Source organism: Kibdelosporangium phytohabitans (assembly GCF_001302585.1).
Lineage (GTDB): Bacteria > Actinomycetota > Actinomycetes > Mycobacteriales > Pseudonocardiaceae > Kibdelosporangium > Kibdelosporangium phytohabitans.
In genome coordinates this window covers 2,265,010-2,286,769 of sequence record NZ_CP012752.1, presented here as the reverse complement: position 1 = coordinate 2,286,769, position 21,760 = coordinate 2,265,010, and the positions used below count along the sequence as shown (strand labels likewise).

Here is a 21,760-nt window from a genome sequence, read left to right as displayed (position 1 = left end):
CACTAACGGCGCCGTTTCGCCGTGCCGAACAGGCCACGAGTGATCTCCCGGCCGATCACGGTCGCGGCCGACCGCAGGAACGACTTCACCGGAGCGCTCGACAGGACCTTCTCCAGCGCGCCCGGCTCCTGCTTCTGCTCCTTCGGTGCCTGCTCCGGTGGCGGCGGGGCCTGCTCACCCTCAGGCGGCGGAGCAGCGACTTTGGCGGTGAGGATCTCGTACGCGGACTCGCGGTCGATGGTCTCGACGTACTTGGCGTGCAGGTCACTCGACGCGGCAGCCTCACGGATCGCGTCGACACCGATGGTGCCCATCAACGACCGCGGCGCCCGCAACCTCGTCCACGCGACCGGCGTCGGCGCACCGCGCTCGCTCAGAACTGTGACGATCGCCTCTCCCGTGCCGAGTGACGTGAGCGCCTTGTCCAGCTCGTAGTGCTTGGTCGTCGGGTATGTCTTGACCGTCTGCGCCAGTGCCTTCTGGTCATCCGGCGTGAAGGCGCGCAGCGCGTGCTGGATCCGTGCACCGAGCTGCGACAGCACGGCGTTCGGGATGTCGGTGGGCAGCTGGGTGCAGAAGAACACACCGACGCCCTTCGACCGGATGAGCTTCACGGTCTGCTCGATCTGCTCGAGGAACGCCTTCGACGCCCCGCTGAACAGCAGGTGCGCCTCGTCGAGCACGAACACCAGCTTGGGTTTGTCCAGGTCACCGGCCTCGGGAAGCTCCTGGAAGAGCTCAGCGAGCAGCCACATGAGGAACGTGGAGAACAGCGCGGGCTTGTTCTGCAGCTCGCCGACCTCCAACAACGAGATTCGGCCCTCGCGCAACAGATCGGCCACCTGCAGCTCGGGCTCGCCGAAGAAGTCGTCGCCGCCCTGGGACTCCAGATTGGACAGCGAGCGCAGGATCACACCGGCCGTGCTCGCCGAGACGCCACCGAGCTGCTTCAGGTCTGCCTTGCCCTCGTCGCTGGTGAGGTGCGAGATGACCGAACGCAGGTCCTTCGTGTCCAGCAGGGCGAGGCCGCGCTGGTCGGCCCAGTGGAAGATCAGGCCGAGCGTCGACTCCTGCGTGTCGTTGAGACCGAGCACCTTCGACAGCAGGATGGGCCCGAAACCCGTGACCGTCGCCCTGATCGGCACGCCGGGACCACCCGTGCCCAGGGACAGGGACTGCACCTCGAAGGCCGTCGGCGTCCAGTCGTCCCCGGTCTCCTCGGCGCGCTTGGTGACCTTGTCGCCGGCCTCCCCCGCACGGGCGAGCCCGGACAGGTCACCCTTGATGTCCGCGAGGAGGACGGGGACACCCGCGCCCGCGCACTGCTCGGCGATGAGCTGGAGCGTCTTCGTCTTGCCGGTGCCGGTCGCGCCGGCGACGAGACCGTGCCGGTTCAGCGTGGCCAACGGCAGCTTGATGACAGCGGCGGCATCCACCTGGCCGTCCACGACGACAGTGCCCAACTCGACGGCCTGGCCCTCGGTCACGTAGCCGGCGGCGATCTCCTGCGTCTTGTCCACGGGGAGAACTTAGATCCGGGACACGCGCGTCGCAGCTCGAAGGCCCGGCACCGGTCCCGGGAGATAGGGTTGAGCAGGTGAGTGACCATCTGGTGTGGATCGACTGCGAGATGACCGGGCTCGATCTGGCGAACGACGCACTGATCGAGATCGCCGCGCTGGTGACCGACGCCGAGCTCAACATCCTCGGCGAAGGAGTGGACGTGGTGATCCACGCGGCGGACGAAGCACTGGCGGGCATGCCCGACGTGGTCCGCGAGATGCACGCGAGATCGGGCCTCACCGAAGAGGTCCGCCGCTCGACGGTGACACTGGCGCAGGCGGAACAGCTGGTCCTCGACTACGTGAGAGCCCACGTCCCCGAAGCCCGCAGCGCCCCGCTGGCGGGCAACTCGATCGCGACGGACAGAGGCTTCATAGCCAGGGACATGAAAGCACTGGACGGTCACCTGCACTACCGGATGGTGGACGTCTCCTCGATCAAGGAGCTGTGCAGGCGCTGGTACCCGAGGATCTACTACGCCCAGCCAGGCAAAGGCCTCGCCCACCGGGCGCTCGCGGACATCAGGGAGTCGATCAAAGAGCTCAGGTACTACCGGAGCACGGCCTTCGTGCCGCAGCCCGGCCCGACGAGCGAGGAAGCCCGCGCAGCAGCGGAACGCGTGCTCGACGCGGACACCTGACCCGAATTTCAGCTGCCAAGAAGCCCCCGCTAAGCTACCGTCACACCAGGCACCAAGCACGGTGACATGGTGGGTGTAGCTCAGTTGGTAGAGCACCTGGTTGTGGTCCAGGAAGTCGCGGGTTCAAGTCCCGTCACTCACCCCAGGCCAGAGGCCCTTTGTCCCTTGGGATAAAGGGCCTCTGCTCATTCTGCCCGTGCGCCACGGTTGCCGGTGCGCGCCGTGAGGTCGCCACTTCGACCCCACGAGATCCCCGCACAAGACCATGATCGAAGCACGGCAATAGTCGAACACACGTTCGATACGAGTGTGGTGTCGCAGCCGTAGGAGCCGACCCGGACACCTATGGGAGATCGTAGGGTGCGGGGAAGTGGCTTTCCCAGATCCGGCGGGATGCCTGTTCGGGGTAGGGCAGAGTCTTCGACTCGGTGTCCAGGACGCGGGTGAGGTGCCCGCCGGGCCGGTGAGCGGACCAGCCCGCGTCGCCGGTGGTGATGAAACGGACCCACGCCTCCTGGAGTTCGCGGGAGAGCGCGACGGCCTCGGAAGTGGGCTCCTCGCCGATGAGCTGGGTGCCGACCGGGCTGTCCAGCGTGCCGAACGCCAGGGGCACGTCGAGGCTGTGGCAGGCGCCCAGGATGCCGCCGAGGGCCGGGGAAACCCAGCACAGTTCGAACAGGTACGAGGTGCCGCCGGCCGCGGCGTTCGCCTCGGCCAGCTTCTGTGACGGCATGCGGAAGAGAGCGTCGGAGTACAGCGTCTCCACCAGTTCCTCCGGGCCTGCCTGCGGGAACGCGGCACGGTAGGCCCGCGCGCCGTCCGGCTGCGGGGCGAGCAGTTCCAGGGCCGCGCGGGCGTCCTCGTCGGTGAAGGTGCCGTACCGCCCGCTCACGACGCTGAAGTACCGGAATTCGTCCCGGGCGTGGCCGACGAGCAGTTCGGTCCCGCTCGCGCGCCCACCGGTCAGCGCGGGCCAAGGCGTTTCCGGGAGAACCTCGCCGTCGACGACGGGGCACAGCGCGGTGCCGGTCTCCGTGAGGCGTCCCCAGCTCTCCCGGTGCGCGTGGAGGCCGGCGTTGAAGGAGGTGAGCTCGGCGGCCAGGTGCCACGGGTCGATGTCGCACAGGGCCTCGGCGGTAGGGGCCGCCGCGCCGAGCCGGTCCGCGAACGCGGCGGTGACCTGCCGTGCCAGCGCGGGGGTGCTGTGCATCCCCGGCACCGACTGGGCGATGGCCCGCCGGAACAGGCCACGCGCGGACTTCATCGTCAGCAGGGCGGCGACCGAGCCCGCCCCGGCGGACACCCCGCCCACGGTGACCCGGCCGGGGTCACCCCCGAAGGCGGCGATGTTGCGCTGCACCCACTCCAGCGCCGCGATCTGGTCGAGGAATCCGCGGTTGGGCGGCACGTCGTCGAGGAACGCGAATCCCTCCGCGCCCACGCGGCAGTTGATGGTCACCACGACGACTCCCGCCCCGGTCAGCGCCGCCGGGTCGTACATCGGGTCGCTCGACGCCGCCGAGAGATAGCCGCCCACGGGAATCCACACCAGCACCGGCAATCCCGCCGCGCCGGGATCCGGAGTGCCGACGTTGAGCGTCAGCCAGTCTGTGCCCTGCGGAGGCACGTCGATCGGCAGGGACAGCGGCACCACGGGGCCGAACTCGACCGCCTGCCTCGTCCCCTCCCAGCGGTGCGGCGGCGCGGGCGCGGCGAAGCGGAGCGCCCCGACCGGCGGCTGAGCGTAGGGGATGCCGCGGAACACGGCGTGCCCCTGCCGCCAGCGCCCCTGCACCACGCCTTCCGTGGTCTGCACCTGTGGCTGTTCGGACATGAAGATTCCTTCCCTCGAGCGGACCCCAGGATTATGGGTCAGGTGTATTATGTCAACTGTATTGGAACAGTCCGAGGGCACGAGGGAAGGGTCGGCGATGCCGAAACAGGTGGACCACCGCGGACGCCGCGAAGCGATCGCCCGCGCACTGTGGAGGGTGGTGGAGCAGCGCGGCGTCACACAGCTGACGATGCGCGTGGTGGCACAGGAGGCGGGCATGTCACTCGGGCAACTGCAGCACTACTTCGCCTCCCGGACCGCCATGCTCACCTTCGCCATGGATTTCGCGTCCGAACAGACCTCAGCGCGCGTACACGAAGGGCTCGAGAAACTCGGTGACCGTCCACACCCCCGTGACGTACTGCGACTGACACTCGCGGAAATGCTCCCCCTACACGCCGACGCCCGCGCGACGAGTCGGATGAGCGCCGCCTACGTCCTGGAAGCACTGCACGACGAGACCGTGCACGAACAAGCACGCCGCGGCCTCGTCCAAGGCCGAACCCTCGTCGAGCAGCTGGTCCGCCAGGCGATAGCCGACGGCCACATCGACCCCGCCCGCGACCCGGCGACCGAGACCAACCTGCTCCTGGCCCTCACCGGCTTCACCTCCTTGATCGAGCTCAACGTGATCACCCCAGAGGACGCACTCGCCGCGGTCGACATGCATCTGGACCGACTGTTCAGGAGTACGTGACCAGCCCGGACAAGGAGCGCCCGATCACTATTTCCGAAAGGCGGAGCCCCCAAGTGCAAGCGCGGAAACAACGACTTGCCGCGTCCCCTCCCTCTCGGTGGTCTGCCCGCCGTCGAGGCGCAAGCAGGCGATCGCCCACCAGCAAGCCACAACTGGGCAATCAGCCCACCAGCAAGACGGGAAAAACAAAAAAACCCCGGGCCAAGGCCCGGGGTCAAAGGGAAGAGCTACTTCTTGCCGCCCTTTTGGTACTCCTCCCAAGGAAGCTGCCAGTCGCTGAGGCCGTCCCAGGCCTGCAGGTCCTTGCCGCCGGAGTTCTGCACGACGAAGATGTCGCCCTTGTTGCCGATTTCCTGCATCCACCGGGCGTTCTCGGTGGACATGTTCAGGCAGCCGTGGCTGACGTTGCTGTTGCCCTGCTGGCGGACCGACCACGGCGCCGAGTGGTAGAAGATGCCGCTGTTGGACAGGCGGCTGGCCACGGCGACCTTCGTCCGGTAACCACCGGGTGAGTCGGCCGGGACACCGTAGGTGCCCGAGTCCATGGTGTAGTTCTGCTGCTCGGTCATCACGGTGTACGTGCCGTTGGGGGTCTCGTGGCGCGGCTTGCCCATCGAGATCGGGATGGTCTTGACCACCTCGTCGTTCACCGAGACCGTCATCTGCTTCGTCGCGCCGTCGGCGACCGCGATGACCTTGTTGCCGATCGTCACCGCGGACTTGCGGTCTTCCTTGCCGAACAGGCCCGGGCCGAGCGCCTTGCCGTAGACCGCAGCGTTGATCGACACCTTGGTGCCCGGCTTCCAGTACTCCTTCGGCCGCCAGTGCACCTCGTTGTCGCGGAACCAGTAGAAGGCACCCTCGGTCGCGGGCTCCGCCGTGATCTTCAGCGCCTTCTCCGCCGCCGCCTTGTCCGGCACGTTCCCGGAGAAGTAGAACGCGATCGGCTGGCCGACGCCGACGGTCTGGCCGTCGGTCGGGTTCAGCGAGACCGTGATCTGCCTGCCCGGCTTCACCGTGGTGAAGGAGGACGAGATGTTCGACGCCTTGCCGTCGGTTCCCGTGCCAGCCGCGTTGACGGTGTACGTCTTGCTGTAGCCGAGCGGCTCAGCCGACTCCCACTTCAGGCCGTCCGGCGTGAGCGCGCCGGTGACCGCTTTGCCGTCCTGATTGGTCACTGTGACCGTGTCGAGTTTGCCGTCGGCGGCGGTGACCGTGATCGGGTCACCGGGCGCGACGTTCGCCGCCTTGTCAGCCGGGGTGATCGCCAGCGCGACCGGTTTCGGCTGCGGCGCGGGCGAACCGCCCTGCGTCTGGCCGCCGGACGTCGGCGCGCCATTCGGCTGCTGCTGCGCGGACGGTTCCCCCGAGGAGCAACTCGCGACCGACAGCACGGCCATCGCTGTGGCCAGCGCCACAATCGATCGTCGCATCAAGACCCCACCCAATAAGTCAGCCCGCCAGGCATTCCGGTGCTCGAGACCCTCTTCCCCGCCCCAGCAAGAGCCCGAACGTAGCAATTGTGCCCTCTAGCTGCAGGAGTCGATCAACCGGGGGTCCGATTTCGAGCATCGGGCGGCCCCATGCTAAGGTTTTCTCGTTCGCAAGGGAGACCTTGCGAGCGCCGCTAGCTCAACTGGCAGAGCAGCTGGCTCTTAACCAGCGGGTTCGGGGTTCGAGTCCCTGGCGGCGCACCCCCAGAGCGCAGGTCGACTCTATCGTCGGCCTGCGCTTTCTGGTGTTCCGGGTCACTGATGGTCCGCCGAGGTGCGCAGGAGTGCCGTCTCGGGTGGCCAGGCCGCAGGCTCGACCGGACCGGCTGGGACCCACCGAGCCCGGGCGCGGCTGAATTCCGCTCAGCAGAATCACCGGGCAGTGCTTCTGGGAACGTGCTCAGCTGGTACCGGGCACGGCATCACTCCCCGGGCCGATCGGTCGTTGTGTCTGTGTCGACCTCGCGAACAGGAGGCCAGTCCATGAACCAGCCAGCCGACGCGGTCACACGGGCACGGCAGAACTCGGTCGGTGACGTGCTGCGCCGGACCGCCCGGCGCTACCCGGACAAGCTCGCTGTCGTGGCAGGCGACCTCCGGGTCACCTACGCGGAGTTCGACACGGCCGTGAACCGGGCCGCGCACGCGTTGGCCGCGCGTGGGCTGGCGAAGGGTGACCGGCTCGCGTTGCTCAGCCACAACTGCTGGCAGTACGCCGTCCTCACGTATGCCACGGCCAGGCTGGGCGTGCTGCTGGTGCCGATCAACTTCATGCTCACCCCTAACGAGATCGCCCACATCCTCCGGCACTCGGGTTCCAGTGGGATGGTCACTGAGGACGCACTCGCCGCGACCGCCGACAAAGCCCTTGCCGTGGCGGGGATCCAGGGCGTGCGGGGCTGGATCTCGTTGTCCGGCGCCGCGCCGGACGGCGAGTGGGAGGACATCGATCCCTGGTGGCAGGAAGGGCCGGGCACGCCACCCGATGTCGCTGTGGCCGACGACGACCCGCTGCGGCTGATGTACACGTCCGGCACCGAGTCGCGGCCCAAGGGCGTGCTGCTGTCCAGCCGGTCGTTGATCACGCAGTACGCCAGCTGCGCCATCGACGGCGGGATGAGCGACGACGACATCGAGGTGCACGCCCTGCCGATGTACCACTGCGCCCAGCTCGACGTCTGCTTCAACGTCGACGTCTACCTCGGCGCCACCAGCGTCATCCTGCCCGGCCCCGACCCGGCGGCGCTGCTGGCCACGATCGCGCGGGAGAAGGCCACCAAGCTGTTCTGCCCGCCGACGGTGTGGATCTCGCTGCTGCGGCACCCCGACTTCGACCGCACCGACCTGTCCAGCCTGCGCAAGGCCTACTACGGCGCCTCACCCATGCCCGTCGAAGTGCTCCGTGAGATGCGGCAACGACTTCCGGGCGTTCGGCTGTGGAACCTGTACGGGCAGACCGAGCTCGCTCCGGTGGCGACCGTGCTGCGCCCGGACGAGCAGCTCGGCCACATCGGCAGCGCCGGGCGTCCGGCGCTGCACGTCGAGACGATGGTCGTCGACGACGAGGACAACCCCGTGCCCGCCGGGGTGGTCGGTGAGATCGTGCACCGCAGCCCGCACGCCACCCTCGGCTACCACCACGACGAGGACAAGACTGCCGAGGCGTTCCGCGGCGGCTGGTTCCACAGCGGCGACCTCGGCGTGTTCGACGACGGCGGTTATCTGACCATTGTGGACCGCAAGAAGGACGTGATCAAAACCGGCGGGGAGAACGTCGCCAGCCGCGAGGTGGAGGAAGCCCTCTACGGCCACGACGGCATCGCCGAGGTCGCCGTGTTCGGCGTGCCGCACCCGCGGTGGGTCGAGGCGGTCACGGCCATCGTCGTGCCCAGGCCCGGCTGCGGTCTCACGCCCGGCGACGTCATCGCCTTCGCGCGCACGGTCCTCGCCGGGTACAAATGCCCGAAGTACGTGGTCATCACCGAGCAGATCCCGAAGAACCCCAGCGGGAAGATCGTGAAACGGGCGCTCAGGGACAGCTATCGCGACTTGGCCGGATGACCCTGCCGGACAAGTTCGGATCACGACAGCATAACTCCGGTAACCCTCAATGGCCCGTCTCAGACACAGTACTTGCGGACGAGGGTTGGGAGTTCAATGGGCACTTTTCGCGGTGAACCCGTCACCGATCTCGTCGTTGTCGTCCCCGGCATCCTCGGCAGCAGACTCCTCAAGGACGGCAGGGAGGTGTGGGGGACCACGCCGCGCCGCCTGCTCGTCAACCTGGTCACCTTCGGGCGGTTCGTGAAGTCCGCGCTGCGGATCCCCGCGGACGTCGATCCATCCACAGTGGACGACGGGGTGCGCGCGGACGGCCTGATAACCGGGCTGACCGCCATTCCCGGGCTCATCGGAATGGATTTCTACGACGGGCTGCGTGATTCGCTCCGCCGGGATCTGCAACTCACCGACCAGCAGTTATGCGAGTTCGCGTACGACTGGCGACTGTCGTGCCGGGTCAACGGCGCCAGGCTCGCCGCGTTTCTCGACGAGAAAGTGACCAGATACCGGGCCGGTTCGGGAAACACATCCGCGCGGGCCGTTCTCGTGTGCCACTCGATGGGCGGGCTGGTCGCGCGCTGGTGCGTGGCGAAATGCGACGCCGCGTCGCTGGTCAGCAAGATCGTCACCATCGGGACGCCGCACAAGGGGTCGATGATCGCGCTGGACGCGATCGCCAACGGGGTCAGGCTGCCCCGCGAGTTCGGCTTCGACCTGACCCACCTGGCCTTGTCGCTGCCGTCGCTCTACGAACTGCTGCCGACGTACTCGTGCGTCGGGCTGGACGGTGCCGCGCCGGTCAAACTGGACGTACCCGGGGTTGTCGACCGCGTGACAGCGTTGTGCCCGATCGACCCGGGCGCGCTGACCAAACGGATCGAGTCCGGCCTGCAGTTCCACAGCGACTTGGCGGCCACCCGCACGGACGTCGAACTGATCTGTTTCCGGGGCGCCGAGCAGCCGACCCCGGTGATGGCGACCGTGAACCACACGGGACTGGCCCTCAGCGAGACGATCGACGGCATCCGGCGCGGCGGGGACGGCGTGGTGCCGGACGACTCCGGTATTCCTCCACATTGGATGTCCACGAGCGCGGCGAAGAGCGCGGCGGGCAAGCACGCGTCGATGTCGAACGGCAAGATGCTGCGGGAGGAGCTGCGTGTGGCGCTGCGGCACGCGGGCAGGCTGATGGCGCCGTCGTCGGTCGTGTCGGCCCGGGTCCCGTCCGTCGTCGAGACCGGTGCGAGCTTCGACGTCGAAGCACACGCCGTGCCTGACGCGCAAGGCCGCGTACCGCAGCTGAATCTCGCCGTGACAGTGTCACCGGAGGTCTCGGACATGACAACGCCGGTCACCCGGCCCGCTCTGCGCGCGGGTGCGGGATATCGCGCCACGCTGCCCACGTTGCCTCCCGGCCTGTACCGGGTCCGGATCGGCAAGGCGAGCCCGAGAGCACCGGAGGTCGAGGAACTCGACGACTGGCTCGTCGTCACCGACAAGGTGTGACGCGTCGATGGCGACTTTGTTCTATCCCGTCGGGATCCCCGACGCGCCGGGCCTGCCGTCGCTGACCCAGGTGGACACCGCGATCGGCAAGCTGACCGGCTACGTGCGCGACAGCTTCGGCGACGCGCGGATCATGGACGGCTGTGCCCGGTGGGACCACAGCACCGTGACGAACCTGCTCGACCACGACCTGCCGCGGGCGTCACCGCAGGACACCGTCGTTCTGTACTGGTCAGGGCACGGGCAGGCCGGGCAGGGCAGCCACCGGCTGCTGCTGGCCGAAGGGCGGATCCGGGCCAGGGACCTGACGGACGCTTTGCTGACCTGCCCGGCGAGAACCGTGCTCTGCGTGCTCGACTGCTGCTGGTCCGGCGATGCCGTGGCGGACATCGTGCAAGAGGCCAGCGAGATGTGGAAACAGTGGGGCGTGCCCGCACGGGAGGGCCAGACCACCACTGTCATCGCCTCGGCGCGCTCCGAGCGGGCGCTGGAAGGGGCGTTCGTCGAAGCGATGCTCGAAGTGCTCACGAACGGTCCGGGTTCGCGCGTCGGCCACGAGCATCGCTGGGACGCCGACGAGGAACGGGTCACGCCGGCGCAACTGGTCGAGGGCGTCAAGGCCTGGTTCGACGACGCCGGCCTCGACCAGCAGGCCTTCTCGGTGAACCTCCGGCACAGCGACGTCGGCCGGTTCTTCCCGTCAGCCTGGCACACGCGGACCCGCGAGCTGACGACCGACAGCGTGGACGAGCGCAGCCGAGCCCGCCAGCAGGCCGTGGAAGTGCTCGGCAGGCACGGCATTGCGCTGCCGCCGGCGTGGACCGGCAAAGCGCTGGAAGCGCACGGCATCGTGGTCGCCGGGACGCGGGGACTGGACGAGTACGAGCGGGCGTTCCTCGGCGAGGTCATCGGAAGTCTGCGGCTCGCGCTGTCCGCGCAGAAGCTCGCCCTGACCCTGATCGCCAGGACGTCGTTCACCGAACCCGCGTTGCGCTCGGCCAGGCGCGCGGTCACGAAGTTCGACGATTCCCCGATCAACCGGCAGTTCGACCTGTTCCACGACATCGCGCGCAAACGCGCCTTCCAGAGCGCGACGAGCCCGGTCGAGGCGTTGATCCGGTTCATCGCCCGGCTAGCGTACGAGTGCGGCACCGACCCGCACGACTCCAGGATGTACGACTGGGCCGCGTCGCACGGCGTGGAAAGCCACGAGGTGAACCGGATCCTGACCGAGGTCAGCGAGTACTCGCCGATCCGGCGGCTCGTCATCGACCTCGTCGGCGACCGGAGCGTCGAGGACGAACTGCCCGATTCGGCGTCCGCGCAGATCTTCGAGGACAACACCGCTGTCGGGGACCGCATCGACGTGCGCATCACGCCGGCGAGCGTCGCGACCGTGCTCGACGCGATCGCGGCACTGGTCAAGGACAAGCGCAACGAGAAGTTCGACCGCGTCGACGTGGTCGTGCCGGACCGGCTGGTCCTGCTCGATCCGGCGGCGGTGGCACTGCCCGGCCCACGGCGTTCGCTGCGGCTCGCGGAGAAGTACATGGTGTCGGTGCGGGTCGGCGGCCGGTTCCACTGCGCCGAGGACTGGTCCAAGCTGATCGAGGTGTACCGGACGCTGACCAAGGACAGCGAGTCGGTGTGGGAGATCGACGCGAGCACGGACGAGGACCTCTTCACAGCCTTGACGAACTGCCCGAAAGCCGCCGTGTTCGGCGCGGTGCCCGGACCGGCCGACAGCAGGCCGCCGGACCACCTGCTCGACGCCGTCTACGCGTCGCCGATCGTGGTGTGGCCCGCGGCCGAGTTCGACGCGGAGACCGAGGTCGGGGCGTTGGTCAAGGATCACTGGCCGCACATCCCGAGCGCTGTGGCGCGAGCGCGGTGGCGGCCGCCCGGCTCGGAGCAGCTGAGCCTGCTGCGCCACGTTTGGGAGGACGACGAGTGGCTGACCCTGGCGAAGGTGATCGATGACTATGGCTGACCAGCCCAGCTGGCGGGTGTTCACCGGCGACGGCACGCAACGGCCGGACCGGCGGATCCCCGACCCGCCGCCGTGGCGAGTCCTGCCAGGCAACGAAACCGAGGACCACGAGCACGTCTACCTGCCGTACCCGCGGCTGGTGAACGCGATCAACCTCGCGATCTGCCTGCGCAGGCCGTTGCTGCTGACCGGCCCGGCCGGCATCGGCAAGTCCAGCGTGGCCGAGGCGATCGCGCACGAACTGGTGCTGGGACCGGTGCTGCGCTGGAACATCACGTCACGCAGCACGCTGACCGAGGGGCTTTACCGCTACGACGCGCTGGGGCGGCTGCAACACCAGCAGCTCACCAGCCAGGACGCGATCGAGAAGTTCCTGCGCCTCGGACCGCTCGGCACCGCGCTGATGTCGGGGCGGCGACGGGTCCTGCTGATCGACGAGCTGGACAAGAGCGACATCGACCTGCCGGGCGACCTGCTCAACGTGCTGGAACGCGGCGACGCCGAGATCCCGGAACTGGCCAGGCGGGAGGACCAGACGATCGACATCCGCGCAGCCGACAGCGATGACACGTTCACCGTCGCCAAGGGCCGGATCGTCGGCCGGACGTTCCCGATCATCGTGATGACCAGCAACGGCGAACGGGAGTTCCCACCGGCGTTCCTGCGCCGCTGCGTCAGGGAACGGGTGGAGATCCCCACTGCGAAACGCCTCACCGCGATCGTCACCGCGCACCTCGGCCCGGAGCGGGCAGCCAAGGCCGAGGCGCTGATCGAGGCCTTCGCGACCAAGATCGGGCCGTCCGACCGGCCGGCGGCGCTGGCCATCGACCAGTTGCTGAACACGGTCCTGATGATGACCAGGGATGACATGGACGCCGACAGCCAGGTGCGCAAGGAGATCATCGACCTGCTGCAACGGGAGCTGCGGGAGACGTGACAGCCGTCGGCAGACTGGTGCGCGCCCTGGTCGCCTGCGACCTGGGCGAGGACGTCGACGTCGACATCCTCAGGGACGCGCTGTGGATGGCCGTCCTCGTGCACGACGAGGAATCCGGCAAGAAGGCCGAACCGGTTGCCCCGCCGGCGAAGCAAGCCGCGCCGAGCCCGGCCGTCCCGCAGGAGACCCGGCCGCCGAAACCACGCGACGAGCCGCGGCGGCCAGTCGTCGACGAAGCCCCGGACCCCACAGTGGACGTCTACCCGGCCGTGGCAGGCGTGGACACCGACGTGCGGACGAACGCGGCCTCCTCGGTGCCGTTGCCCGCACCGGCGGCGTTGCCGGACACCTTGGCGTTCTCCCGGGCCTGGCGGCCGTTCCGGCACGCGACGAAACCCGGGCGCAGGGAAGTTCTCGACGTGGACGCCACGATCCGGGCGACCGTGGAGGCCATGGGGCAGCTGCAGCCGGTGATGCGCCGCACGCCTGAGCCGTTGTTCCGGGCGCATGTCCTGGTGGACAGCGGTTCCAGCATGACGATCTGGGACAAACCGCTGCGCGGCTTCGTCGACGCGATGCGCCGGACGAACGTGTTCAGCTCCGTCGAGTACTGGGAACTGTCCACCACCGACGGCCTGCCGACGCCCGTGCGCGCAGCGACCGGCCGCCGTGTCCTCACCCCGCCGTGGACCCAAGCAAGCAGCAAGGACATCGTGCTGGTGGCAACCGAAGCACGAGAAGCACACTGGCGTTCAGCACAGTGGTGCCGCGCGGTGTTGTCGTGGGGAAACCACGCGTTGCTCGCGTTCGTCAATCCGTTGCCGCCGCGGTGGTGGAGCCGTACAGCGTTGCCCGCGCACACGGTTCGCGTCAAAGCAGACCCCGGTGCAGCGACGAATTTGGCGCTCAGCGCCCGTGCACCACGCCGGATGCGTTCCAGCACAACGGGCACGCCGGTCCCTGTCCTCACGTTGGCGGCCACGGACGTTCAAGCCTGGTGCCACACGATGGTGGACGCGCATCCGGACGGGGCCCTCGGCGTGTTGCTCACCGACGACAACGCGTCCGTCCGGGAGCGTCCCGCCACGGGCGCAGACGCGGTGGCGGGGTTCCGGCGGTTGGGCAGTCCGTCCGCGTGGCGTCTCGCGGTTCTGTTGTCCGCCAGCGATGTCCACGTACTGGAAACAATGCGCCTGGTCCAGGACAACCTCGCGGCGGACAGCACCATCGCCGACCTCGCGCAGGTGCTCGCCAGCGGCCTGCTGACCGAACACCGCCCCGGCGCGTTCCGGTTCAGCCCCGACGCACAACGACTGCTGCACGCGGAATTGCTTTCGTATGACGCGTATCGCGTGGCTCGATGCCTCCGGGACAGTTTCGAACGGGAACTCGGTGCGAACGCCCTGCGCGTACTGATCGAGGACCCGAGCGGTGTGGAACACCTCCCCGATCGCCTGGGTGTACTGGGTAGCGCGAGTCTCAGTGCGTTGCGTGCCTTGGGTGTCCCTGCCGTCCGACCGCCGCAGAGCAGGGGCCGCCGTGTGCTGTACACGTTCCCCTTCGGGGAGGAGGCCGCCAAGGATACCCGCCGGCTGGCGAATCTGCTGGCCCCCATGGGTTATGAGGTATTGGCAGCGCATCCGAGCAGAATCGCCGAAATAGCCGCTGTCATGGGCGCCCGTGACATCGTCATCCTCTACGTGGCGGGCGTCGACGCGCTGCCGGAGTACGTCGCGACCACCGCACAGTCATTCGGCCGGAACACACGTGCACACGTCCTCGTCATCGCCGACGTCACCACGGAATCCACGGAGCTCGACTGGGACGCGGCCATGCGTGCGGCTGCCTACCAGGGCACCAACCCGAACCGCTGGTCCATGGTGACCGTGGGCGATCCCGCCGAGCCAGGTCGCCGCTTCGTCGATGCCATGCAGCACGTCCTCGCGGATCCGGGCGTTGGCGACACCAACGAGTTCCTTGGCCTTGCGGAGATGACGACCAGGATCAACGCGTACTTCGACGGCGTGCGATCGAGGCGACGCGTCGTTTGTTCGTCCATGGACGTGGATCGGCCCACGCCGTTCTTCCGCAACCGCCATTTCGTGCCCCAGTTCGCTGCCGCACAGGCGAATCCCGCCATGCCGAGGAGAACCGGCTGGTACTTCAAGGTCGAGCGCGACCCCGACGAGCTGGGCTACGTCATCGAGTCGTGGTTCACCGGCAGGACAGGCGCGCCGATCCGGTGGCGGCGACGGGTGCCCTTGAGTCACTTTCCCGATGTCAACTTGTACGAGCCGCTCAACCTGCAGAGCGAGGCCGCGGCCGTACCGCTCGGCGATGTTCTGTTCGCGTCGTTCTTCGGTGAACTGGCCCAAGCATGGCGGCACACCGAGGAAATGCGTTACACCAGGGTGGATTTGGAGATCCACCCCGAGGAACTGCGGACACGGCCGTGGGAGGTGATGCGGGACACCGACGACACCTGGCGGTTCTCGGCGAACGAACAGCCCGGCGTCCGTTTCGGTGACTCCGCGACCGGCTCGTGGCGGCCTCCGCCCCTCCCGGCTCCCGTGCGTCTCCTCGTCGTCGTGGGTGACGACACGCCACTTGAAACGGTCTACGACAAGCTGGAAGCGATCTATCGGGGCCTGCGTGGCGCGCCTTGCGGCTGGCAGGTGGATGTGCTGTCTCGCCAACTGCCCGACGTGACCGAGCATGATCCCCATATCGTGCACTACATCGGAACCCAGCAACCGTCCACTGTCAGGTGGCGGCCACACCTGACAGTGGTCGACACGCAGTCAGCCGCGGTACTGCGCGAGAGACTCCTCGGCGAGAACTCGGCGGCCGTCATCTACAACCAGGACCTTCTCACACCCGCGGAAAGCGCGTGTTTCGTGGAGGAGTTCTACCGGGCGTTGACGCAAGGGGAACCGATCGACCGTGCGATGGCGTTCGCGCGGCGGGCGATGCGGGCGGACTCCTCCGCGGGCACGACAGGGTGGGCAGTGCCGGTGCTGGAGTGCGCGATGAATCCCGCACTCGTGTTCCGGCAGGCGTGGCGCGCCGACTTGCGCGCGTTGCTGGACAAGGATCCGGCGTTCGGTGGCGTGTTCACCTTCGTCGGGCGGGCAGCAGAGCTGAACCGGCTGCACAACCGCCTTGAACGCGGCCCCGGCGACAGCGACCTGCTTTTCCTGACCGGGGAACGCGGGATCGGCAAGACCGCTCTGCTGATGTGTTGCGTCGCCCGGCTCACGCTCAACCAGCAGCCGGTCGTCTACCTCAGGTTCGACGCACGGGCGGTCGGCGGCTCGACGGCTTTCGTCCGGGAATTCGCCCAGATAGCCAGGTGGTGGCTCGAAGACCCGAGGGCAAAGGAGCGCTGCGAACAGCTCGAGAACCGGATCATGCGCACACCTGCCGACGCCTACGAGGCACTCCGGGCCTGCCTGGCCGACCTCGGGCGGTTGAGGCCGTTGGTAGTCGTGTTGGACGACCTCTCGATTGCCGCCAGTGCCGCGGAACTCACCCAGTCGATACTCACGCCGGCCGCCACCAACCAGCTACCGGGGGTTCGACTTGTCGTCGCCGGACCCTCGGAACCATGGGAGGTCCTCGCGGGCGGCGTGTTCACCGCCGACCGGGTGCTGGAGCTCCGGAACTTCAGGAAGGAGGACGCGCCTCTCCTGGTGCGCGAGTACCTCGCCAAGGCCGAGCCTCCCCACCCGGATCCCGCGCGATGGCCGAAGTTCCGCTCGATGATGCTCGACTGGGCAACCGAGCAGCGGTGGAGCCGGGGGTTGTCGCCGAGCCGGCTCGTCGAAGCGGCCAGGGCGTTCACGGACAGCCCGACCGGCCGGCTGCCGCACTTCGACTAGGACTCCTTGCGGATCTTCTCGATCTCGTCCTGGAACCCGTGCCATGTCCTACCTACCTCCCGGCGCGCCGGTGTGGCTGCTGGCCGTCGTCGCGGCGATCCTCGCCGTCGGCAGCCTGGTCCGCGCGGTCGCCAGGCTGATCCCGCAGAACCCGCGCGATCGGCTGCGCGCGTGGGAGCGCTGGCTGGAGCATCGGCGGCAGGTCCGGCTCGACCGCCGCGACACCAGACACCAGCTGCCTTGAGCTACGACCTGCGGCCGTCGAGGAAACGCTGCGCGTAGCGGCGCCAATGCCCGCGGGACCGCGCCGGGGCGTTGCGCAGCACCAGGTACAGGATTGGTCCGACGAGTTCCGCGATCGCGTCCTCCATGTCCGTCGAGGCCGGTAGGTCGCCTCTTTCGACGGCGCGCTGGATGACCGCGCGGGCACTGGGTTTCACCAGGTCGGACGCACTGATCAGCTCGGCGACCTTCGGGTCGTGCTGTGCCTCGCCGACGAGGGCCCGGTAGGCCAGGCCCGCGTGTGACGTGGTCAGGAAGGTGACGAGGGTCTCCGCGTACGCCGCCAGGTCCGACGGGGAATCCGCGGCAGCGGGACTGGCCAGTTCGTGCGAGGCGTCGAGTGTGGCGGCTTCGTGCAGGATCTCGGCCTTGGACGACCACCACCGGTAGACCGTCTGCTTGCCGACCCCGGCTCGTTCGGCGATGCCTTTCATGGTCATCGCCGCGTATCCCTGCTCGACGAGCATGTTGTCCACGGCGTGGAGCACGGCCTGGCGCGCGGTCTCGCTGCGTGGACGGCCGGTGGCGGGCGTCTCGCCTGCTGTGCTCATGGCGGAACCCTATCGCCGGACGGTCGCGCGCTCGGTGATCCCGATGACCAGGGCCAGCACGGCGACGACGCCGGTGAAGACGAGCCCGGCCGTGCGCAGGTCCGTCAGCACGACGAGCACGCCGACGCCGATCGACGGAATCGCGAGCATGCTGTACAGGCCTGCGAAGAACGACGACGAGATCTCGCCGCGGTGCGCGGACGGCGCCTGTTCGACGGTCGAGGCGATTCCGGCGTTGAGGCACAGTCCGCTCGACATGCCCACGATCACCGCGGCCACAAGCAGCGGCAGGAGTTGGGTCGCGGACAGCGCCCATGCGAGGAATCCCGCTGCGACAACCGTTCCGGCACAGCCGAGGGGCAACGCGGTACGCGCCGCGATGCCCTTGCCGAGCAGTTGACCGATCGCCATTCCCGCGAAGGCGAGGAAGACGAGGAATCCCGCCACGGTGTGGCTGGTCAGGTGCAACGACCGCACCAGGAAAAGCGCGCCGACGGCGGTGAGCACACCGGCGACCGCGAATCCGGCGCCGGTCGCGAGCACGCCACGGGTGAACGCGCCACGCAGTTCGACGGGCACACGCAGCCGGTGCGGCCGGATCCGGAACTTTCCGTTGAGGACGGTCCGGGGCGTCAGCGTCCACAGTGCCGTGGCCGCGACGAGCGTGAGCACCAGGTGGACGGCGTACGGCACGACCAGTGAATCCGCCACCAGGTCCGCGAGTACGCCGGACAGCAGCGTGCCCGTGGCGAGGCCGCCGGCGTTGACCGCGATGGCGACTGTGCCCGCGGTGGCTTTGCGTTCGGGCGCGAACAGGTCGATCACCGCGGCCGTCCCGGTCCCGCTCATCAGCCCGGCGCCCAGTCCGGACAGGATCCTGGCGATCACGAGAACCGGCAGCGACGGCGGCAGCAGGAAAAGCACGGCGCTGAGCAGCGCGCAGGCCACGGCCACCAGCAGGACGGGTCGTCTGCCGATCTCGTCGGACAGCCGTCCGAACAGCGACAGCGTTGCCACGACACCGATCGCGTAGACGGCGAACAGCGCGGTGACGGTCAACGGGCTGAGCGCCAGCTTGGCGGCGTAGATCGAGTACAGCGGCGTGGGCAGGGTGGTGCCCATCATCGTGACGGCGAAGGCGAACGTGGTCGCGGTGATGGCCATCCCATTGCGCCGGGAAAGCACGGAAGTCATTGCTGGACCCCTCCGGACGAATATCGAGACACCATGTCTCGAATTGGACGGTAGCACCTTACGAGACACCATGTCTCGATATGTGGGGGTTGCCCCGATCACACCGTCCGTCAGCTATAAACCGAGCGTATAAACCGTGTGTATAGTCGTTCGCGAAGCCCTGCTCGCCAAGGAGACACCGTGACCGTTCCGACCGGCCCGCCGCTGCTCGAAGCGGACCAGCTGGCCAAGGCCTTCGGGCCGACACCAGCCCTGACCGGCGCGAGCCTGCGGGTCGACGTCGGCGAGGTCGTCGCGGTGACGGGCTCGTCCGGCTCGGGGAAGTCCACTCTGCTGCACTGCCTCGCCGGGATCGTCCGGCCGGACTCCGGGTACGTCGGCTACCGGGGCCGGGCCCTCGCCGCCCTGCCGGACACCGAGCGGTCCGCGTTGCGGCGGACCGAGTTCGGCTTCGTGTTCCAATTCGGACAGCTGGTGCCGGAGCTGACATTCCTGGAGAACGTGGCGCTGCCGCTGCGGCTCGGCGGCACGCCGCGTGGTGTCGCCGTCCGTCGCGCGGCGCAACTGCTCGACCGGCTGTACCTTGCGGACGTGGCAGCCAAGCGGCCGGGTGAGGCCTCCGGCGGCCAGGGCCAGCGGGTCGCCGTCGCGCGGGCGCTGGTCACCGGTCCCAAGGTCATCTTCGCCGACGAACCGACCGGCGCGCTGGACTCGGTCACCAGCGACCACGTCATGCGGCTGCTGGTCGCCGCCGCCAAGGAATCCGGGGCGGCGGTGGTCCTGGTGACGCACGACCCCGAGATCGCGGACTACGCCGACCGCGCGGTCGTCGTGCGGGACGGCACCGTCACACGACTCGAAGCTGCCCAGCCGGGGGTGGCGCGGTGATCTCCCGGGTGCTCGACGACATCGTCATCGGCGCCCGGCTGACCGTGGCCGGTGGCCGTGACTCCCTCGTCCGGCTGGCGCTGACCGCGCTCGGCGTCGGGCTCGGAGTCGCGGTTCTGCTGTGTGCGACGGCCGTGCCGCACATGCTCGACGCACGCGGTGACCGGTCAGCGGCCCGGAACATCATCACCTCGGCGGACTCGGCGCAGGACCCGTTGCCCGGAGTCGATCCGGTGCACGTCGTCCAGCGCAACGACGAGTACCGCGGCGAAGGAGTGGGCGGGGTACTCGTCGAGACGACCGGGCCACGCGCCCCGCACGCGCCGGGCGTCGACCGCCTGCCCGGTCCCGGCGAGGCCGTGCTGTCCCCCGGCCTGGTGCGGCTGCTCGACTCGCCGGAGGGTGAACTGCTGCGTCCCCGGTTCACCCAGCGGGTGATCGGGACCATCGGCGACGCCGGGCTGACCGGCCCGAACGAGCTGTACTTCTACATCGGGTCGGGCGACGCGTCCGTGCTGCCGACCGCACACCTGGTCAGCGAGTTCGGCAAGCAGCAGCAGAACCGCGAGCTGACCACGTTGCAACGGCTGTTGGTCGTGCTCGGCGCGACCTCGTTCCTGATCCCGGTGATCGTGTTCGTGGCCACCAGCACCCGGCTGGCCGCGTCGGTGCGTGACCGGCGGCTGGCGGCGCTGCGGCTGATCGGCGCGAGCGGCACCCAGGTCCGGCGGATCGCCGCCGGTGAGGCGTTCATCGGCGCCATCGCCGGGCTGTTCGTCGGCGCGGGACTGTTCCTGCTGGTCCGCGCGCTGGTGCCGCGGATAACGGTCGCGGCCTTCGGCGGCGGCATCTTCGCCGCCGACGTCCGGCCGGACTGGCTGATGACCGTCGTGATCATCGCCGGGCTGCCCGCGCTGGCGGTCGGAGTGGCGATCCTCTCCTTGCGGCGCACGATCATCGAACCGCTCGGCGTGGTCAGGCAGGCGTCCGGTACGCGCCGCGGGCTGTGGTGGCGGCTGCTGCCACCGGTCGCCGGTGGTGCGCTCGTGCTGATCTCGACCGATGAGCAGCAGGTGCCGCTGATCGCGGGCATCACGTTGCTGCTGACGTCGGTCCCGGTGCTGCTGCCGTGGATCGTCGAACGACTGACCCGGCGGGTGGACGGCGGCTGGTCGCCCGCGCTCCAGCTGGCCGTCCGGCGGTTGCAGATGGACAGCGGCACGGCCGCCCGGGTCGTCGCGGGTGTCGCGGTCGTCCTGGCCGGGTCGATCGCCCTGCAGGCGGTGTACGCCAGTGCCGACGCGGAATCCACACCGCGCGGGGCCGGTCAGATCACCGCCGGCTACACGTCGGCCACCGTCGCGCAGGTCCAAGCCTTCGAGAAGGCGATCCACAGCATCGACGGTCTCGCCGACATCCCGGTCAGGACCCGGAGTCACGTCACCGACCAGGCGGGCAGAACCCTGGACGTGGAGGTCCTGCCGTGCGGCGGCGTCGCCGTGCGGCGCTGCGCCGACGGCGACGTCTTCTACCGGCCTGGGGCTGCCTCGCCGGACTGGTTCGTCCCGGCCTCGGGGCAGAAGGTGTGGTTCGGCGACGCCACGGGCGCACCACAGTGGACACTGCCGCGTCTCGGCGTGCTGCCGTCCGATCCGGACGCTGCCGGCGCGCTCGTGGTGACCCCCGGCGCACTGGCCACAGTCACCGGTATGGTCCTGCACTCGTTCGTGAGCACGGAATCACCCCCAGGAGATACCGTGCTCGCCGAGAACGTGCGCAACGCCGTCGGCGCGCTCGGCTGGAACGGGAGTGTCATGACACTCGGCACCGGCAAGGACAGCACATACCAGTTGATCAGCCGCGTGCTGCAGATCGGTGCCTTCATCACACTGCTCATCGCGGTGGCGAGCCTGATCGTGGTGGCGCTCGAGCAGATGCGCGAACGCCGCCGCTCGCTCGCGGTGCTCACCGCGAACGGCGTGCCGCGATCAGTGCTCGCCAAGGCATTGCTGTGGCAGACCGGCATCCCGGTCGCCGTCGCTGTGGTCGTCGCGTCAGTGGCCGGTGTGCTGCTGGGAGTCCTGCTGCTGACGGCCACCGGTCGTCCCGCCGCGTTCGACTGGACGACGGTGGCCGCGGCAGGCGGCACGGCACTCGGGTCGGTACTGGTGGTCACCGCCCTCACCTTGCCCGCGCTCTGGCAGGCGACCAGCACCGCAGCGCTGCGAGAGGCCTGACGCCCT

At 68.8% G+C, this 21,760-nt stretch carries 15 protein-coding genes and 2 tRNA genes; 12 read left to right on the top strand and 5 right to left on the bottom strand.

The genetic code is table 11. From position 1 onward, the window contains the following. Positions 1–2 precede the first annotated feature (2 nt). The gene (locus tag AOZ06_RS10495) at positions 3–1,520 is read right to left on the bottom strand and encodes a helicase HerA-like domain-containing protein (protein WP_054289261.1); all 1,518 of its coding nucleotides are present in this window, start codon (positions 1,518–1,520) and stop codon (positions 3–5) included. Positions 1,521–1,597: 77 nt separating this feature from the next. Here AOZ06_RS10495 and orn point away from each other — a divergent pair, with 77 nt between their 5' ends. Together orn and AOZ06_RS10485 are read left to right on the top strand one after the other, a co-directional pair. Next, positions 1,598–2,203, top strand: coding sequence for an oligoribonuclease (gene orn / locus AOZ06_RS10490; protein ID WP_054289260.1), 606 nt, complete (start codon positions 1,598–1,600; stop codon positions 2,201–2,203). Positions 2,204–2,272: 69 nt separating this feature from the next. Further along, a tRNA-His gene (locus tag AOZ06_RS10485) sits at positions 2,273–2,348 on the top strand. Between the two features lie 198 nt (positions 2,349–2,546). On the opposite strand, the gene AOZ06_RS10480 is transcribed toward AOZ06_RS10485, so the two are convergent. Then, positions 2,547–4,037, bottom strand: a complete 1,491-nt coding sequence (locus AOZ06_RS10480; RefSeq protein WP_054289259.1) for a carboxylesterase/lipase family protein — start codon at positions 4,035–4,037, stop codon at positions 2,547–2,549. 97 nt (positions 4,038–4,134) lie between these two features. On the opposite strand from AOZ06_RS10480, the gene AOZ06_RS10475 reads away from it, so the two are divergent. Next, positions 4,135–4,734 (top strand): TetR/AcrR family transcriptional regulator, encoded by a 600-nt coding sequence (locus AOZ06_RS10475; protein ID WP_054289258.1) that lies wholly within the window; start codon positions 4,135–4,137, stop codon positions 4,732–4,734. A 227-nt stretch (positions 4,735–4,961) separates the two neighbouring features. Here the strand turns inward: AOZ06_RS10475 and AOZ06_RS10470 are convergent, their stop codons facing one another. Then, positions 4,962–6,167: a L,D-transpeptidase gene (locus tag AOZ06_RS10470; protein ID WP_083471611.1), complete on the bottom strand. Its 1,206-nt coding sequence runs from the start codon at positions 6,165–6,167 to the stop codon at positions 4,962–4,964. A 188-nt stretch (positions 6,168–6,355) separates the two neighbouring features. Here AOZ06_RS10470 and AOZ06_RS10465 point away from each other — a divergent pair. The 7 genes from AOZ06_RS10465 (at position 6,356) to AOZ06_RS56105 (ending at position 16,846) form a co-directional block, all read left to right on the top strand. Further along, positions 6,356–6,428 (top strand) — tRNA-Lys (locus AOZ06_RS10465). A 282-nt stretch (positions 6,429–6,710) separates the two neighbouring features. Beyond that, entirely contained in the window at positions 6,711–8,288 is a 1,578-nt protein-coding gene (locus AOZ06_RS10460; RefSeq protein ID WP_054289257.1) for an acyl-CoA synthetase, read from the top strand. A gap of 96 nt (positions 8,289–8,384) precedes the next feature. Then, positions 8,385–9,794, top strand: a complete 1,410-nt coding sequence (locus AOZ06_RS10455; RefSeq protein ID WP_054289256.1) for an esterase/lipase family protein — start codon at positions 8,385–8,387, stop codon at positions 9,792–9,794. Between the two features lie 7 nt (positions 9,795–9,801). Further along, entirely contained in the window at positions 9,802–11,784 is a 1,983-nt protein-coding gene (locus tag AOZ06_RS10450) for a vWA-MoxR associated conflict system protein (protein WP_054289255.1), read from the top strand. Further along, on the top strand, positions 11,777–12,721 hold the full coding sequence (locus tag AOZ06_RS10445) for an AAA family ATPase (protein ID WP_054289254.1): 945 nt from the start codon (positions 11,777–11,779) through the stop codon (positions 12,719–12,721). Before AOZ06_RS10450 ends, AOZ06_RS10445 begins: the two co-directional genes overlap by 8 nt. Then, entirely contained in the window at positions 12,718–16,602 is a 3,885-nt protein-coding gene (locus tag AOZ06_RS10440; protein WP_054289253.1) for an ATP-binding protein, read from the top strand. The genes AOZ06_RS10445 and AOZ06_RS10440 overlap by 4 nt, the downstream gene beginning before the upstream one ends. Before the next feature lie 43 nt (positions 16,603–16,645). Beyond that, positions 16,646–16,846, top strand: a complete 201-nt coding sequence (locus AOZ06_RS56105; protein WP_157232958.1) for a hypothetical protein — start codon at positions 16,646–16,648, stop codon at positions 16,844–16,846. A 1-nt stretch (position 16,847) separates the two neighbouring features. On the opposite strand, the gene AOZ06_RS10435 is transcribed toward AOZ06_RS56105, so the two are convergent. Both AOZ06_RS10435 and AOZ06_RS10430 read right to left on the bottom strand, forming a co-directional pair. Next, complete coding sequence (locus AOZ06_RS10435; protein WP_054289252.1) at positions 16,848–17,435, bottom strand: TetR/AcrR family transcriptional regulator; 588 nt, start codon at positions 17,433–17,435, stop codon at positions 16,848–16,850. A gap of 9 nt (positions 17,436–17,444) precedes the next feature. Beyond that, positions 17,445–18,629 carry an MFS transporter gene (locus AOZ06_RS10430; protein ID WP_054289251.1) on the bottom strand — a complete coding sequence of 395 codons (1,185 nt, stop codon included), beginning with the start codon at positions 18,627–18,629 and terminating at the stop codon, positions 17,445–17,447. Between the two features lie 180 nt (positions 18,630–18,809). On the opposite strand from AOZ06_RS10430, the gene AOZ06_RS10425 reads away from it, so the two are divergent. After that, on the top strand, positions 18,810–19,517 hold the full coding sequence (locus tag AOZ06_RS10425; RefSeq protein ID WP_054289250.1) for an ABC transporter ATP-binding protein: 708 nt from the start codon (positions 18,810–18,812) through the stop codon (positions 19,515–19,517). Continuing rightward, positions 19,514–21,754: an ABC transporter permease gene (locus AOZ06_RS10420; RefSeq protein ID WP_054289249.1), complete on the top strand. Its 2,241-nt coding sequence runs from the start codon at positions 19,514–19,516 to the stop codon at positions 21,752–21,754. Before AOZ06_RS10425 ends, AOZ06_RS10420 begins: the two co-directional genes overlap by 4 nt. Positions 21,755–21,760: the final 6 nt, after the last annotated feature.

Coding starts and splice junctions, on each gene's coding strand:
- AOZ06_RS10430 (WP_054289251.1), bottom strand. CDS start 18,629: ATGACTTCCGTGCTTTCCCGGCGCAATGGGATGGCCATCACCGCGACC.
- AOZ06_RS10480 (WP_054289259.1), bottom strand. CDS start 4,037: ATGTCCGAACAGCCACAGGTGCAGACCACGGAAGGCGTGGTGCAGGGG.
- AOZ06_RS56105 (WP_157232958.1), top strand. CDS start 16,646: ATGTCCTACCTACCTCCCGGCGCGCCGGTGTGGCTGCTGGCCGTCGTC.
- AOZ06_RS10470 (WP_083471611.1), bottom strand. CDS start 6,167: ATGCGACGATCGATTGTGGCGCTGGCCACAGCGATGGCCGTGCTGTCG.
- AOZ06_RS10450 (WP_054289255.1), top strand. CDS start 9,802: ATGGCGACTTTGTTCTATCCCGTCGGGATCCCCGACGCGCCGGGCCTG.
- AOZ06_RS10460 (WP_054289257.1), top strand. CDS start 6,711: ATGAACCAGCCAGCCGACGCGGTCACACGGGCACGGCAGAACTCGGTC.
- AOZ06_RS10435 (WP_054289252.1), bottom strand. CDS start 17,435: ATGAGCACAGCAGGCGAGACGCCCGCCACCGGCCGTCCACGCAGCGAG.
- AOZ06_RS10455 (WP_054289256.1), top strand. CDS start 8,385: ATGGGCACTTTTCGCGGTGAACCCGTCACCGATCTCGTCGTTGTCGTC.
- AOZ06_RS10475 (WP_054289258.1), top strand. CDS start 4,135: ATGCCGAAACAGGTGGACCACCGCGGACGCCGCGAAGCGATCGCCCGC.
- AOZ06_RS10445 (WP_054289254.1), top strand. CDS start 11,777: ATGGCTGACCAGCCCAGCTGGCGGGTGTTCACCGGCGACGGCACGCAA.